We start from the raw sequence: 14,372 nt of genomic DNA, 5'->3' as shown, positions 1-14,372 counted from the left end.
CTTACGGGGCCTTGTTCATTTCCGGGGTTTGAAAACGCTCAACGCTCCGTCTACCCATGCCCTCACCTGCTCGGCGCTGGGGGCTTGGGGGGCGAAGAGGATGCGGTAGATCATCGGAGCGACCACGGCGTCGACCAGTTGATCGGCGCTGGGGGCCGCTTCGCCGCGGTGGGCGGCGCGGTCGAGGATGAGCTGCAGCTGGCAGCGGACGAGGTCGGCGCATTGGCCAGGGTAGTCGCCGGCGAGGTCGGAGACGACGTCGCGGATCAGGGTGCGGCCGAGCTCGGAGCTCATCTCGTCGAGGTATTGCTCGGCCCAGGCGTGCAGGTCGCCGACGAGGGTGCCGGTGTCCTGCGGCTCGCTGGGGAGCATGCGTTCCAGGGCGACGTCGGCCAGCAGCGCCGAGAGGTCGCCCCAGCGGCGGTAGATGGTGGACGGCGTGACGCCAGCGCGAGCGGCGATCTGCGGGACGGTGAGGTCGGCGCGGTCGCGCTCGTCGAGCAGTGCGCGCACGGCGGTGTGGATGGATTCCTGCACCCGGGCGCTGCGCCCGCCAGTGCGGCGGTTTTCTTTGATGGCCATGGCGGCGGACCTTAACACAAAGAATTTGCGTTAAGGAATTTCTGCGCGCAGACTGCGCAAACGCAATGTCTTAGCTTTAGTGAGCCCATGATGGTCCAGACCGCCGATACCTGCCTCGACCAGCGTCACACCCGCAGCGGCATCGCCTTGCTGGCGAGCACGCTGCTGAGCTTCCTGGCCGCATCCAGCGCGCCCACCCCGCTCTACCCCGTGTACCAGGCGCACTGGGCCTTCAGCCCGGCGATGCTGACGCTGGTCTTCGCCATCTATGCCTTCAGCCTGCTGGCGGCACTGCTCACCCTGGGCAAGCTGTCCGATTACCTGGGCCGGCGGCCGGTGATCCTCGCCGCGCTGTTGCTGGAGATGCTGGCGATGGCGCTGTTCATCGAGGCCGATGGCGTCGGCTGGTTGCTGGCAGCGCGGGTGATGCAGGGCTTCGCCACGGGGATGGCGACCAGCGTGCTGGGTGCGGCGCTGCTGGATCGCAACCCCGAGCGCGGGCCGCTGTTCAACAGCGTGGCGCCGCAACTGGGCATGGCCTGTGGCGCCCTGGGCTGCGGGATGCTGGTGGAGTGGGCGCCCTGGCCCTTGCACCTGGTCTACCTGGTCCTGCTGCTGGTGTTCGCCGCCCAGGCTCTGCTGCTGTGGTGGCTGCCGGAATCCATCTCGCGCCGCCCGGGCGCCCTCGCCTCGCTGCGCCCGACCCTGCGGGTGCCGCCCCAGGCCCGGGGCGCGCTGTGGCGCACGCTGCCGGTGAACGTCGCGGTCTGGTCCCTGGGCGGCTTCTACCTGTCCCTCGCGCCGTCGTTGATCCGCGCAGCCACCGGCTCCAATTCGGCGTTGGTGGGTGGGCTGGCGGTAACGGCGCTGACCCTGAGCGGCGCCCTGTCGATCCTGTGGCTGCGCCAGCACACGGCGCAGCAGGTGTTGCGCATCGCCACCACCCTGCTGCTGATCGGAGTGGGCGCCATGCTGGTGGCCGTGCAGGCCGGCTGGCTGTGGCTGTTCCTGCTCGCCTCGCTGGTGGCTGGGGGTGGCTTCGGCTCGGGCTTCCTCGGCGCGCTGCGCAGCGTGATGCCGCTGGCCCATGCCCATGAGCGCGCGGGGCTGATGGCCACCTACTACGTGATCAGCTACCTGGCGTTCTGCGTGCCGGCGCTGCTGGCGGGAGTAATGGCCCGCCACTTTGGGCTGGTGGCGACCGCAACGGGGTTCGCGACGGTATTGATCGGGCTGACGCTGGTGGCACTGATTGGGCTGGCGCGCCGGGATCACGCCTGAGCCCACCTTGCCCGTAACGACCCGACGATTGGATTACACCCGCAATATACAAGCGTTTAAATTATGCATATCATCCTAAGCATGCGCCCGTCGTATCGCTCTCTCACCCTGGCGCTCCCGCCGGCTCCGCCCGGCTCTACCACGCAAGGACACGAGATATGCAATCCATCGTCATCGCCGGTTTCGCCCGCTCGCCCTTCCACTTCGCCAAGAAGGGCGGCCTGATCAACATCCGCCCGGACGACCTCGCCGGCCAGGTCGTGAAGGGGCTGGTGGATCGCCTGGACATCGACCCCAACGAGATCGAGGACCTGATCCTCGGCTGCGCCTACCCCGAGGCCGAGCAGGGCATGAACCTGGCACGCATCGTCGGCTTCCTCGCCGGCCTGCCGCAGAGCGTGGCCGGGGCCACGGTGAACCGCTTCTGCGGCTCGTCCATGACCTCCATCCACTTCGCCGCCGGGCAGATCCAGCTCGGTGCCGGCGAGGCCTTCATCTGCGGCGGCGTGGAATCCATGACCCGCGTGCCCATGGGCGGCTTCAATACCTCGCCCAACCCGCGCCTGACCAGTGGCGAGATCCAGGCCTATATCCCCATGGGCCACACCGCCGAGATCGTCGCCGAGCGCTACGCCATCAGCCGTGCGGACCAGGAAGCGATGGCCGTGCAATCCCACGGGAAGGCCGCCGATGCGCGCCTGCGCGGCCTGCTGCAGGACGAGATCATCACCATCGAGACGCCCGACGGCCCGGTCACCGAGGACGGCTGCATCCGTCCCGGCACCAGCGCCGAGGCCCTGGCCCAGCTGAAGCCGGCCTTCGGCGGCAGCGTGACCGCCGGCACCGCCTCGCCGCTGACCGACGGCGCGGCGGCGGTGCTCGTCTGCACCGAGGCATTCGCCCGGCGCTGGAAGCTGGACATCCTCGCCCGTATCAAGGCGGTGGCCGTGGTCGGCTGCGCACCGGAGGTGATGGGCATGGGTCCCTTGCACGCCACCCGCAAGCTGCTGCAGCGCAGCGGCCTGTCGGTCAATGACATCGACCTGTTCGAGATCAACGAAGCCTTCGCCAGCCAGGCGCTGGCCTGCATCCGCGAGCTGGACATCGACATCGCCAGGGTCAACCTCGACGGCGGCGGCATGGCCATCGGGCACCCGCTGGGCGCCACCGGTGCACGCATCACCGGCAAGGCCGCCTCGCTGCTCAAGCGCACCGGCGGCCGCTACGCCATCGCCACCCAATGCATCGGTGGCGGCCAGGGCGTGGCCACGCTGCTGGAAAGCGTCGAGTGATGCGCCGGGGAGGTGCGAATGCGCCTCCCCTTTCGTCGGCCATCGGCATTGCTGCGACGGCAACTGCATACAGGCGGTGAATATTGAATTACAATCGCCATACTAACGCCCGGAATTTGAGGCCACTGCCATGCGCTACTCGGAAGACCACAAGGCCGAAACCCACAAACGCATCATCGCGGAAGCTTCCCGTCGCTTCCGCGCGGACGGCATCGACGCCACCGGCCTGCAGCCGCTGATGAAGGCATTGGGCCTGACCCACGGCGGCTTCTACGCCCACTTCAAGTCCAAGGATGCCCTGGTGCAGGAAGCCCTGCGCGCGGCGGCCAACGACGCCAGCGGCCAGTGGGCCAAGGTGCTCGCCAAGCCGGAGCCGCTCAAGACCCTGTTCAAGCGCTACCTCTCGCCGGAACACCGCGACCACCCGGACGCCGGCTGCCCGCTGCCGACCATGTCGTCCGAACTGGGCCAGCGCGGCCAGGCCAGCCCCATCAGCGACGAGGTGGTGGGCAACCTGCTGAGGATGATCGAGAAGGAAACGGGTGACCCGCAGGAAGCGATGGCGATGGTCGCCACCATGGTCGGCGCACTGAGCCTGTCCCGCAGCGTCGCGGACGAGGCCCTGTCCAAGCGCATTCTCGACGACGCCTGCAGCAACCTGACCGCACGCCTGGAAGAGAAGAAAGGCGGCAAGGCCTGAGCCCGCCGCCAGGATGCCCATGAGCGGCCGCAAGGGCCGCTCCGTTCAACCCATCCAGCGCCGGAACAGCGCGCTGGCATTCACCCCCCCGAAACCGAAGCCGTTCGACAGCGCGTAGTTGATGGTCATCGGCCGCGCCGCGCCATGGACGATGTCCACGCCGGCGGCGTCTTCGTCCGGCTGTTCGAGGTTCAGGGTCGGTGGTGCCACCTGGTCGCGGATGGCCAGCACGGTGAAGATCGCCTCCAGCCCACCGGCAGCGCCAAGCAGGTGCCCGGTGGCGGATTTGGTGGCGGAAACCGCGATCCCACCCTCCGCGCCGAACACCGCCTTGATCGCCGCCAGCTCACCCTTGTCGCCCACCGGCGTGGAGGTGGCATGGGCGTTGAGGTGCTGGATCTGCCGCGGCTCGATGCCGGCCTGGGCGATGGCGGTGCGCATGGCACGCTGGGCGCCGCTGCCGTCCTCCGGCCCTGCGGTGAGGTGGTAGGCGTCGGCACTGGTGCCGTAGCCCACCAGTTCGGCAATGGGCGTGGCGCCACGTGCCAGGGCATGGTCGAGTGATTCGATCACCAGCATGCCGGCGCCCTCCCCCATGACGAAGCCATCGCGACGGCTGTCGAAGGGCCGGGATGCCTGCTCGGGGTGGTCGTTGAAATCGGTGGACAGCGCACGGGCTGCCGCGAAGCCGGCCAGCGCCACGCGGTCGATCGACGCCTCGGCGCCGCCGCACAGGGCGATGTCCACCTCGCCGGAGCGGATCATCCGCGCCGCATCGCCGATGGCCTGCACGCTCGCGGCGCAGGCGGTCACCGGGGCGCCGATGGGGCCCTGGAAGCCATGACGGATGGACACGTGCCCGGCGGCCAGGTTGACCAGGAAGGAGGGAATGGTGAAAGGCGACAGGCGTCGCGGGCCACGGCTGTCGGTGGTGCGCACGGCGTCGGCGATAGCACCGAAGCCGCCGATGCCGGAGCCGATCACCGTGGCGGTACGGACCTTCTTCTCGTCGCTGTCGGCGACCCAGCCGGCCTGCTGCAAGGCTTCATCGGCGGCGGCCAGGGCGAAGAGGATGAAGCGGTCCATCTTCTTCTGTTCCTTGGGCGGGGCAGCACTGTCGGGGTCGAAGCCACCCTCGGGGTCTTCCTCCCGCGTCGGTACGCTGCCGCCGACCTTGGTCGCGAGATCCCGCACGGTGTCTTCGGGCAGGGCACGCAGGCCCGAACGCCCAGCCAGCAGGCGCTGCCAGGCGGTTTCCACGCCGCAGCCCAGGGGCGAAACCAGCCCCATGCCGGTGACGACGATTCGTTGCGAGTTCATCATTTCCCTCCAAGTATCAAGCAGGTCGTGGAGCCGGTGGCATAGAGCTTCCCGTCCACGTCATAGATGCGGCCCTCGGCCAGTGCGGTCGAGCGGCCCACGTGGATGATGCGCCCTTCCGCCCTCACCGGCCCGGTGTTCACGGTCATGGCCCGCACGTAACTGATGCGCAGGTCGGTGGTGGTGTAGCCCTGCCCCGGCTTGACGTGCATATGGATGGCGCAGCCCATGCAGGAATCCAGCAGGGTCGCCGCATAGCCGCCATGCACGGTGCCCAGGGGATTGTAGTGACGGGCATCCGGAACGCCCTGGAACACGAAGCGCTCTTCTGACCATTCGATGGGCACGAAGCCCATCAGTTCACCTATCGGTGGCGAAGGCAGGTCGCCCCGGCCGATGCCGTCGAAGAACTCTCGCGGGCTCAGTTGCACCACCTCGGACATGCTCAGGGTACCGGGCTTGAGCCGCGCGCACATGGCGCGCTCGGCTTCCAGCCAGGCCTGCAGCTTCTCTTCACGGCTCGATTCGCTCATGGCGCTTTTCCTTCTCGCTCGGCCCGCGGGCCCGATTTGAATTTCGATCATCATATAACGAGACGCAGGGCCTCGCGCAAGGCCACCCGATGGGCGCCTCGCGCGGGCGGGATCAGAGCCCCATCTGCTTGCTGATGATCTCGTTCATGATCTCCCGCGAGCCACCGCCGATGGAGAGGATGCGGTTGTCGCGATAGAGCCGTTCCACCAGGCTCTCGCGCATATAGCCCATGCCACCGAGCAGCTGCACGGCGTCGTAGGTGACCCGGTCCGCCACGTCGGTGGCGAAGTTCTTGGCCATGGAGATTTCCTTGATCACGCTCTTGCCGGCGGCCATCTTCGCCGCCTGGCGGTAGGTGAACTCGCGGGAGACCTCGACCTGGGTGGCCATTTCCGCCAGGCGATGCTTGAGCACCTGGAACTTGCCGATGGGCTTGCCGAAGGCTTGCCGCTCGCGGGCCCAGCACTCGGCTTCTTCCAGGGCCATCTGTGCGGTCATGTTGGCCATGATGGCCAGGGCCAGCCGCTCGGACTGGAAGTTGGCCATGATGCAGGCGAAGCCCATGTTCTCGACGCCGATGAGGTTGCCCGCCGGCACGAGGCAATCCTCGAAGAACAGTTCGGCGGTGTCGGAGGCCCACCAGCCCATCTTCTTCAGCTTGCGGCCGACGCTGAAGCCGGGGGTGCCCTTCTCGATCAGCAGCAGGCTGACGCCGCCGAAGCCGTCGCCGCCGGTGCGCACTGCCACGGTGTAGTAGTCGGCGCGCACGCCGCTGGTGATGAAGGTCTTGCTGCCATTGACGCGGTAGAAATCGCCCTCGCGCACGGCGCGGGTCTTGAGGCTGGCGACGTCGGAGCCGCCAGAGGGTTCGGTGATGGCCAGGGCCATGATCTTCTCGCCGGCCAGTACCTGGGGCGCGAGGCGTTCGCGCAGCTCGGGGCGGCCCCACTTGACCAGCGGCGGCAGGCCGATGTCCAGGGAGCCCAGCCCGGCCACCAGGCCGCCGGAGCCGCTGCGCATCAGCTCCTCGCTGGCCGCCACCTTGGCGAACAGGTCGCCCTCGTGGCTGCCGCCGTACTGCTCGGGGTAGCCGATGCCGAGAATGCCGGCGGCGCCGGCCTTGAGGTAGAGCTCACGGGGGAATTCCTCGGCCTCCTCCCAGTCGCCGATGTGCGGGAGGATCTCCCGCTCGACGAAGCGGCGCACCGAGTCGCGCACCAGTTGATGGGAGGGGTCGAAGTATTCCTGGCAAGCGGACATGGTGTGGCTCCCTGTTTGAGTCAGAGAAACTTACCGAGCGCTTGCTTGGTTTTCAAGGCGTGACATGCGCCATCGATCAGGACGTATGCGCCGCTCCGAAGCGCTCCCGATAGACCGAAGGCGGGAGCCCGACGGCGTTGCGGAAGGCCACGCGGAAGCTCTCCACCGAACGGAAGCCGCACAGCTCGGCGATGCGCTCGCTGCCGTCGACACCGCTCTCCAGCAGCTCGCGGGCACGGGCCAGGCGTTCGTGCTGCAGCCAGGCCTTGGGCGTCATGCCGGTGGCCTCGCTGAAACGGCGCAGGAAGGTGCGCTCGCTCATGGCCACGCGGCGGGCCAGTTGGCTTACTTCCAGGGGCTCGTGCAGGTGCTGCCGGGCCCACTGCATCAACGCCGAAAGATCGTTTCGCGGAGCACGGGCCACGGGTGCGGGAATGAATTGCGCCTGCCCGCCGGCACGCTGGGGCGACATCACCAGGCGTCGCGCCACGGTATTGGCCACCTGGGTGCCGAAATCCCGCGCCACCAGGTGCAGACAGGCGTCGATGCCGGCGGCGCTGCCCGCCGAGCTGATCAGTTGGCCGGCATCGACGTAGAGCACCTCGGGGTCCACCTCGATGGCGGGGAAGCGTCGCGCCAGCTCCTCGGCATAGCGCCAGTGGGTGGTGGCGCGCCGGCCATCCAGCAGGCCGCTGGCGGCGAGGACGAAAACGCCGGAGCAGATGGACACCAGCCGCGCGCCCCGGGCATGGGCGTCGCGCAGTGCACTCAACAGCCGCTCGGGCGGTGCCTCGGCACGGTCGCGCCAGCCGGGAACGATGATGGTATGCGCCTCGGCCAGGCGCTCCAGGCCCGCATCGGCCAGCACCTGGATGCCGCCCATGGCGCGCATGGGGCCGTCGTCCAGGCCGACGATGCAGTGGCGGTACCAGGGAAAATCGAACTCGGGCCGAGGCAGGCCGAAGATCTCCACGGCGATGCCGAATTCGAAGGTGCAGAGGCCGTCGTAGGCGAGGATGGCCACCAGGCAGGGGTCGTCGTTCATTTGGCGGAAACCTACCAGTCACTGTCCTGCCCGCCACTGTAGAGCAGGAAGGCCGCTGGATACAGTGGCGCCATCAAACCAACCGATGGAGAACCACCATGCCCAGCCTCATCAGCCAGTTCCCCGCCGCCGCTCCCGATGCGGCCCTGGCCCACTTCACCCAGCGCCTGGCCTTCGAGACCGATTGCTCGGACGTACATGCCAGCCAGCAGGCCGGCGAGGTCGACTACGTGCTGGTCGATGTGCGTGGCGAAGCAGCCTACGCCGCCGGCCATGTGCCGGGCGCGATCAACATCCCCCATCGGCTGATGACCGCCGAATTCATGGCCCGCTACCCGCGTGACACGCTGTTCGTCGTCTACTGCGCAGGCCCCCACTGCAACGGCGTGCACCGCGCCGCCGTGCGCCTGGCCGGGCTGGGCTTTGCGGTGAAGGAGATGCTTGGTGGCGTTACCGGCTGGCTGGACGAGGGGCTGAGCCTCACCGGGGCGGTAGCGGTCCTCCCCGCTGGCCAGGGCATCCCCTGCGCATGCTGAGTGCGGACATACGTGAGGCGCGGGCCGAGGATGTGCCCGCCCTCCTCCCGCTGATGCGCGAACTGGCCCGCTTCGAGGACTACCTGGAGGACTTCGCGGTGGACGAGGCGCAGCTGCTGGCCCGCGCCTTTGGCCCGCAGCCTCAGTGCCGGATAGTCGTGGCCGAGGCGGCGGGCAGGTTGCTCGGCTATGCGGTAACGCTGGAGATCGCCTTCACTTACGACCTGCAGCCGACCCTGGTGCTCAAGGAACTGTTCGTGACGCCGCCGGCACGTTCGATCGGCATCGGCGAGCGCCTGCTCGCCGACGTCGCGCGGTTTGCGCTGGCACGCGGTGCGGGGCGGATGAAGTGGGATGTGCTGGCGGGTAACGGCGATGCCGAGCGCTTCTATCAGCGCCTGGGCGGGCGGCCGGAAGGCAAGTGGATCGCCTATGGGATGAATGCAGAGGCGTTGGCTGCGTTGGCGGACGACCCCACTCCGACCCCGGGCTGAAGCCCGGGCTACGGCGCGCGTTTACGCAGAGGGGCGATCAGAGCCCGATGGGGCGGCGACCGGCCAGGGCGTGGGTCAGCGTGCCGCCGTCCACCAGCTCCAGTTCGCCACCCAGGGGCACGCCGTGGGCGATGCGGGAGGCCACCAGGCCCTTGGGGGCCAGCAGTTGGGCGATGTAATGGGCAGTGGCTTCGCCTTCCACCGTGGGGTTGGTGGCGAGGATGACTTCGCTGAAGGCGCCGGCATCCACGCGTTCCATCAGTTCGGGAATGCCGATGGCTTCCGGGCCCAGGCCATCGAGGGGCGAGAGGTGGCCCTTGAGCACGAAGAAACGGCCGCGATAGCCGGTCTGCTCGACGGCGAACACGTCCAGCGGCCCTTCCACCACGCACAGCAACGAATCGTCGCGGCGCGGATCAGCGCACTGCGGGCAGAGATCATCCTCGCTGAGGGTACGGCACTGCTTGCAATGCCCCACGCCTTCCATCGCCGAGGTCAGCGCCTGGGCCAGGCGCAGCCCGCCGCTGCGGTCACGCTCGAGCATCTGCAACGCCATACGCTGGGCGGTCTTCTGCCCGACACCGGGCAGGATGCGCAGGGCATCGATCAGTTGGCGGATCAGCGGGCTGAAGCTCATCAAGAAATCTCAAAGAAGAAAGCTGGAAGCTGGAAGCTGGAAGCTGGAAGCTGGAAGCTGCAAAGAATCGGGGAAATCGTGCCAGGCCACCCGCTTCTGCTTGAAGCTTGCGGCTTGGCACTTGGAGCTATTTGATCAGAAAGGCATCTTGAAGCCGGGCGGCAGTTGCATACCGGCAGTCATGCCGGACATCTTTTCCTGGCTGTTCTGCTCGACCTTGCGCACGGCATCGTTGACGGCGGCGGCGATCAGGTCTTCGAGGATGTCCTTGTCTTCCTGCATCAGGCTGTCGTCCAGGGTGACGCGCTTGACGTCATGGCGACCGGTCATCACCACGCTCACCAGGCCGGCACCGGACTGGCCGGTAACCTCGGCATTGGCCAGCTCTTCCTGCATCTTCTGCATCTTTTCTTGCATCTGTTGGGCCTGTTTCATCAGGCCTGCCATGCCACCCTTCATCATGATGGTTGTCCTCAGCGGTCAAGGGGTTCAATGGTGTCCGGGCGAACGCTCGCGCCGAACTGTTCGATCATCTTCTGTACCAGCGGGTCGAGGGAGATGGATTCCTCGGCATCGCGCTGGCGGGCAGCACGCTTGCGGGCGGCGGCCTGGGCAGGGGTTTCCTGCTCGGGCTTGCGCACCTCTACTTCCAGCACCAGGGTACGACCGTGGTACTGGTTCAGCGCGTCGTTGATGCGGCGCTGCTGGGTGGAGTTGAACAGCGCGCTCTGCGCCGGGTCCAGGTGCAGGCGCCAGACGTCGCCCTCCACGGACACCAGGGTGCAGTTGGCGGCGATGTTGCCGGTGAGGCCACTGATGCCCAGGCGCGGGAACAGGTCCAGCCACTCGGCGGCAAGCCCCGTGGCGGGCTGCGCGGCGGGCAGCACCTCCGGCACGGCGGCGGCTTCAGGTTCGGCGACGGGCAGTTCATCCATGTAGGCGATGGATTCGACGTCCGCCTCGTAATAATCGTCGTAGTCGCCGGGTGGCGGCTCGTCGTCATCCGCATCCGAGGCGACAACCAGCTCCGTACCCTGGGGTTGCGCCACCACGGGCTCGGCAACGGGCTGCGGCTCGGGAGTGGGCTCGACGACCGGGGCTGGCGCTTCCACCACCGGAGCAGGCGGCTCGACCGCCTCGACTACTGCAACGGCTTCAACAAGCTCGGCGACTGCGGCCGGCTCGGCGATCTCGGCTGCGGGCTGGGCAGGCGCGACCGGCGAGGCGGGACGCTCTTCCCAGGGCAGGTCGATCACCTCGGCCTGGGCAACAGGTTCGAGCTCGGGCTCGGGCTCGGGCTCGGGCTCGGGCTCGGGCTCGTGAGCAGGCTGAGCGACCTGGGCAGGCTCGGCTACAGGCTGCGGCGCCACTTCAGCAGCAGGAGCCACTTCAGCCACGCGGGGCGCGACCGGGGCTTCCACCACAGGGGCAGCAACCACCAGCTCGGGTGCAACCTGCACCGGCACCACGGCCGCCGGGGCGACCACGGGCTCGACAGGCGGCTGGGGAGCTGCTACCGGGGCAACGGGGGATACGGGGGCAACCGGCGCCACGACAGCGCCGGCCACTGGGGTTTTCGAGGAATCAGCCGTGGCCCTGCTGATTCCCGGGTCCTTTAGCGTGACCCTCGGGGCGCCGTCGGCATCCGCAGGGCGGAAGGCGAGCATGCGCAGCAGCACCATCTCGAAGCCACCACGCGGGTCCGGCGCCAATGGCAGGTCGCGGCGGCCGATCAGGCCCATCTGGTAATAGAACTGCACATCTTCGGCGGGCAGCGCTTCGGCCAAGGCCAGCACGCGGTCGCGGTCGCCCTGGCCGTTGTCCACCGCATCCGGCAATGCCTGGGCGATGGCCACGCGGTGCAGCACGTTGAGGATTTCGGCGAGCACGCCGCTCCAGTCCGGGCCTTGCTCGGCCAGGTGGCGGATGGCCTCGAGCACGCCACGGGCATCGCCCTGCAGCAGCGCATGGAGCACGCCATAGACCTGGCCATGGTCGAGGGTGCCGAGCATGGCACGCACATCGGCAGCGAGGACCTTGCCCTCACCGAAGGCAATAGCCTGGTCGGTGAGGCTCATGGCGTCGCGCATCGAGCCGTCAGCGGCACGGCCCAGCAGCCACAGGGCGTCGGGCTCGAACGGCACGCTTTCGGCACCGAGGACGTGAGTCAGGTGCTCGACCACGCGCTCCGGCGGCATGTTCTTCAGGGAGAACTGCAGGCAACGCGAGAGGATGGTCACGGGCAGCTTCTGCGGGTCGGTGGTGGCCAGCAGGAACTTGACGTGGGGTGGCGGCTCTTCGAGGGTCTTGAGCAGGGCGTTGAACGAGTGCGTGGAGAGCATGTGCACTTCGTCGATCAGGTAGACCTTGTAGCGGCCACGGCTCGGCGCGTACTGCACGTTGTCCAGCAGTTCGCGGGTGTCTTCGACCTTGGTGCGGCTCGCGGCGTCCACTTCGATCAGGTCGACGAAGCGGCCCTCGTCGATCTCGCGGCACACCGAGCATTGGCCGCAAGGCGTGGAGCTGATGCCGGTTTCGCAGTTCAGGCACTTGGCGAGGATGCGTGCGATGGTGGTCTTGCCCACGCCACGGGTGCCGGTGAACAGGTAGGCATGGTGCAGGCGCTGGTTGTCCAGCGCGTTGATCAGAGCCTTCAGCACATGGGTCTGGCCGACCATTTCGCGGAACGAGCGCGGACGCCATTTACGTGCAAGAACCTGATAACTCATTGAAAACCGTCGCAGCTGGGGAATCGGAAGGGGCTAATGCTAGCGGAGCAAACCGCAAATTGCATCCGATGCGAAGTGCTCTATGTTCAACAGGTGTGACACGGGGCATCGTGGATGCCTCGCCATACCCGTTCGAGGGTGCTCGATGCGTCCAACGCTGCTCCTCCTGTTGCTGATCACCAGTGCGCTGGCTCGCGCCGAAACGGCTCCCCTGCGCTTCTCCGCAGTGGACAGTTGGGCCATGCCGGTGGCGCAGATCGAGAGCAACGAGCTGACCGGCGGCATCATCTTCGACATCATCCAGGGCCTGGCCCGGCAACTCGGGCGTGAGGCGCAGATCAACGTACTGCCCCGTACCCGCGTGCAGCTGGCCCTGGAGCATGGCGATGTCGACGTACGCTGCTACGTGAGCCCCAACTGGATGGGCGACCTGGGCGTTAACTACCTGTGGAGCGAGCCGATCCTGGTGCAGCGTGACCTGCTGGTGAGCGCCCCCGACAACGCAGCCCCCGTCGACCCGCAACGCCTGCCGACACAGAGCGTGGGCACCGTACTGGGCTATTCCTATCCAGGCCTGCAGGAGCGGTTCGATGACGGCACCCTGCAACGAGACGAGGCCCGCAACCAGGGCCTGGTGCTGCAGAAACTCGGCGCGGGGCGCTACCGCTACGCAGTCAGCAGCGAACTGGCGCTGAAATGGTTCAACCGCGGCATGCCGGCGAGCGAACGCTTGGCGGCGGTGGCGGTACTGGAGGAAGAGCCCGTGGCCTGCCTGGTGCGCAATGCACCGGAGATACCGGCGAACGAAATCGTGCGTGCACTGGCGCGCATGCGGACATCGGGAGAGATAGAGAGAATCGTGTCGCGCTACCGGTGAATTGCAGCGCTGGGAGATGGGGGTGACCCTACCAGCCACACCCCGGCACACAATGTTCCCGCTGTGGCTGCTTCCTTCCGGATCTGACCAGGTTGACGGGTAATCGTTGCGGGGGGACCGGCAGGGCCACCATAACGCAGCTCGCCAGATCGGCGAGCCGCGCCATTGTACCGGCTCTTCGCCAACTTACAACTGCTAAAAACATTTCCGTTACAAGCACTTGCGACTCATACCCGGAAGCGCCCGACCAGCTTGGCGAGGCCGCTGGAAAGCTCGGAGAGATGACGGCTCGCCTGGGTGCTCTGGTCGGAGGTTTGTGCCGCCTCGGTTGAGAGGTCGCGGATATCGCTGATGTTGCGGGCAATCTCTTCGGTGACGCTGCTTTGCTCCTCGCAGGCGGTGGCGATCTGCGCAGCCATGTCGTTGATGCGCTGCACCGAATCGCCGGTGTCCGTCAGCGCCTGGTCGACGCCAGCGGCGCGCTCCACGCTGTCACGGGCCTGGGCGCTGCCCGAATGCATGGCGCGCACGGCATTCTGCACGCCCACCTGCAGGCGCTCGATCATCTGCTGGATGTCCTTGGTGGACTCCTGGGTGCGCGCGGCCAGGGCACGCACCTCGTCGGCCACCACGGCGAAGCCCCTGCCCTGCTCGCCGGCCCGTGCCGCTTCGATGGCCGCGTTGAGCGCCAGCAGGTTGGTCTGGTCGGCGATGCCCTTGATCACCGCCAGCACGGCGCCGATGTTGGCGGTCTCCTGCTCCAGGGTGCCGATGGTGGTGGAGGCGCTTTCCACCTCTTGAGCCAACTGGCGGATGGCCTTGATGGTGGCGCCCACCACCTGCGCCCCCTCGCGGGATTGCACCTCGGCGAAGCGCGCGGCATCGGCGGCGTTCTGGGCGTTGCGTGCCACCTCATGAACGGCCGCGCTCATTTCGGTGGCAGCGGTGCTGACCTGGTCGACCGCCGCGTGCTCGCTGCTGATCAGCCGGTCGTTGGCCGCCGCCAGGCCGGCCAGGTTCTGCGCCGAGTCGGCAACCTCGCCGGTGACGCGCCCGACCTCCTTGATCAGCGGCTGCAGCTTGTC

Annotated in this window: 15 protein-coding genes and 1 other RNA gene; 6 read left to right on the top strand and 10 right to left on the bottom strand. The window is 67.6% G+C overall.

Going from position 1 to position 14,372, the window contains the following annotated elements:
* Positions 1-15: 15 nt before the first annotated feature.
* Positions 16-582 carry a TetR/AcrR family transcriptional regulator gene (locus PSm6_RS21580; RefSeq protein WP_265168163.1) on the bottom strand — a complete coding sequence of 189 codons (567 nt, stop codon included), beginning with the start codon at positions 580-582 and terminating at the stop codon, positions 16-18.
* Positions 583-672: 90 nt separating this feature from the next.
* Between PSm6_RS21580 and PSm6_RS21575 the strand changes: the two genes are divergently transcribed.
* The 3 genes from PSm6_RS21575 to PSm6_RS21565 all read left to right on the top strand — a co-directional run bounded on the left by PSm6_RS21575 (position 673) and on the right by PSm6_RS21565 (position 3,855).
* Positions 673-1,863 carry an MFS transporter gene (locus tag PSm6_RS21575; RefSeq protein WP_265170552.1) on the top strand — a complete coding sequence of 397 codons (1,191 nt, stop codon included), beginning with the start codon at positions 673-675 and terminating at the stop codon, positions 1,861-1,863.
* A gap of 158 nt (positions 1,864-2,021) precedes the next feature.
* Positions 2,022-3,155: a thiolase family protein gene (locus tag PSm6_RS21570; protein WP_265168162.1), complete on the top strand. Its 1,134-nt coding sequence runs from the start codon at positions 2,022-2,024 to the stop codon at positions 3,153-3,155.
* A gap of 130 nt (positions 3,156-3,285) precedes the next feature.
* Positions 3,286-3,855 carry a TetR/AcrR family transcriptional regulator gene (locus tag PSm6_RS21565; RefSeq protein ID WP_111263438.1) on the top strand — a complete coding sequence of 190 codons (570 nt, stop codon included), beginning with the start codon at positions 3,286-3,288 and terminating at the stop codon, positions 3,853-3,855.
* Between the two features lie 45 nt (positions 3,856-3,900).
* Here the strand turns inward: PSm6_RS21565 and fabF are convergent, their stop codons facing one another.
* From fabF to ftrA, 4 genes are all read right to left on the bottom strand, one after another.
* Entirely contained in the window at positions 3,901-5,175 is a 1,275-nt protein-coding gene (gene fabF, locus PSm6_RS21560; RefSeq protein ID WP_111263437.1) for a beta-ketoacyl-ACP synthase II, read from the bottom strand.
* Complete coding sequence (locus PSm6_RS21555; protein ID WP_111263436.1) at positions 5,175-5,708, bottom strand: PaaI family thioesterase; 534 nt, start codon at positions 5,706-5,708, stop codon at positions 5,175-5,177. Before PSm6_RS21555 ends, fabF begins: the two co-directional genes overlap by 1 nt.
* A gap of 112 nt (positions 5,709-5,820) precedes the next feature.
* Positions 5,821-6,969 (bottom strand): acyl-CoA dehydrogenase family protein, encoded by a 1,149-nt coding sequence (locus tag PSm6_RS21550; RefSeq protein ID WP_265168159.1) that lies wholly within the window; start codon positions 6,967-6,969, stop codon positions 5,821-5,823.
* A gap of 76 nt (positions 6,970-7,045) precedes the next feature.
* Positions 7,046-8,014, bottom strand: a complete 969-nt coding sequence (gene ftrA, locus PSm6_RS21545) for a transcriptional regulator FtrA (protein WP_265168158.1) — start codon at positions 8,012-8,014, stop codon at positions 7,046-7,048.
* 98 nt (positions 8,015-8,112) lie between these two features.
* On the opposite strand from ftrA, the gene PSm6_RS21540 reads away from it, so the two are divergent.
* Positions 8,113-8,550 carry a rhodanese-like domain-containing protein gene (locus PSm6_RS21540; protein ID WP_265168157.1) on the top strand — a complete coding sequence of 146 codons (438 nt, stop codon included), beginning with the start codon at positions 8,113-8,115 and terminating at the stop codon, positions 8,548-8,550.
* 32 nt (positions 8,551-8,582) lie between these two features.
* Positions 8,583-9,044, top strand: coding sequence for a GNAT family N-acetyltransferase (locus PSm6_RS21535; RefSeq protein ID WP_265168156.1), 462 nt, complete (start codon positions 8,583-8,585; stop codon positions 9,042-9,044).
* Positions 9,045-9,081: 37 nt separating this feature from the next.
* Here PSm6_RS21535 and recR read toward each other — a convergent pair whose 3' ends face one another.
* The 3 genes from recR to dnaX form a co-directional block, all read right to left on the bottom strand.
* Entirely contained in the window at positions 9,082-9,681 is a 600-nt protein-coding gene (recR, locus tag PSm6_RS21530; protein WP_021222149.1) for a recombination mediator RecR, read from the bottom strand.
* Between the two features lie 135 nt (positions 9,682-9,816).
* Positions 9,817-10,143 (bottom strand): YbaB/EbfC family nucleoid-associated protein, encoded by a 327-nt coding sequence (locus PSm6_RS21525; protein ID WP_021222150.1) that lies wholly within the window; start codon positions 10,141-10,143, stop codon positions 9,817-9,819.
* Positions 10,144-10,154: 11 nt separating this feature from the next.
* Positions 10,155-12,410: a DNA polymerase III subunit gamma/tau gene (gene dnaX, locus PSm6_RS21520; protein WP_265168154.1), complete on the bottom strand. Its 2,256-nt coding sequence runs from the start codon at positions 12,408-12,410 to the stop codon at positions 10,155-10,157.
* Positions 12,411-12,555: 145 nt separating this feature from the next.
* Here dnaX and PSm6_RS21515 point away from each other — a divergent pair, with 145 nt between their 5' ends.
* Positions 12,556-13,287: a substrate-binding periplasmic protein gene (locus tag PSm6_RS21515; RefSeq protein WP_265168153.1), complete on the top strand. Its 732-nt coding sequence runs from the start codon at positions 12,556-12,558 to the stop codon at positions 13,285-13,287.
* 26 nt (positions 13,288-13,313) lie between these two features.
* On the opposite strand, the gene ffs is transcribed toward PSm6_RS21515, so the two are convergent.
* Positions 13,314-13,410, bottom strand: an RNA gene (ffs, locus tag PSm6_RS21510) — signal recognition particle sRNA small type.
* Positions 13,411-13,514: 104 nt separating this feature from the next.
* Positions 13,515-14,270 (bottom strand): methyl-accepting chemotaxis protein, encoded by a 756-nt coding sequence (locus PSm6_RS30570; RefSeq protein ID WP_371877143.1) that lies wholly within the window; start codon positions 14,268-14,270, stop codon positions 13,515-13,517.
* Between the last annotated feature and the right edge of the window lie 102 nt (positions 14,271-14,372).

The sequence above is a fragment of the Pseudomonas solani genome, assembly GCF_026072635.1.
Taxonomy (GTDB): Bacteria; Pseudomonadota; Gammaproteobacteria; order Pseudomonadales; family Pseudomonadaceae; genus Metapseudomonas; species Metapseudomonas solani.
The sequence above is the reverse complement of the archived record's forward strand: the minus strand, read 5'-3'. Positions and strand labels throughout refer to the sequence as shown.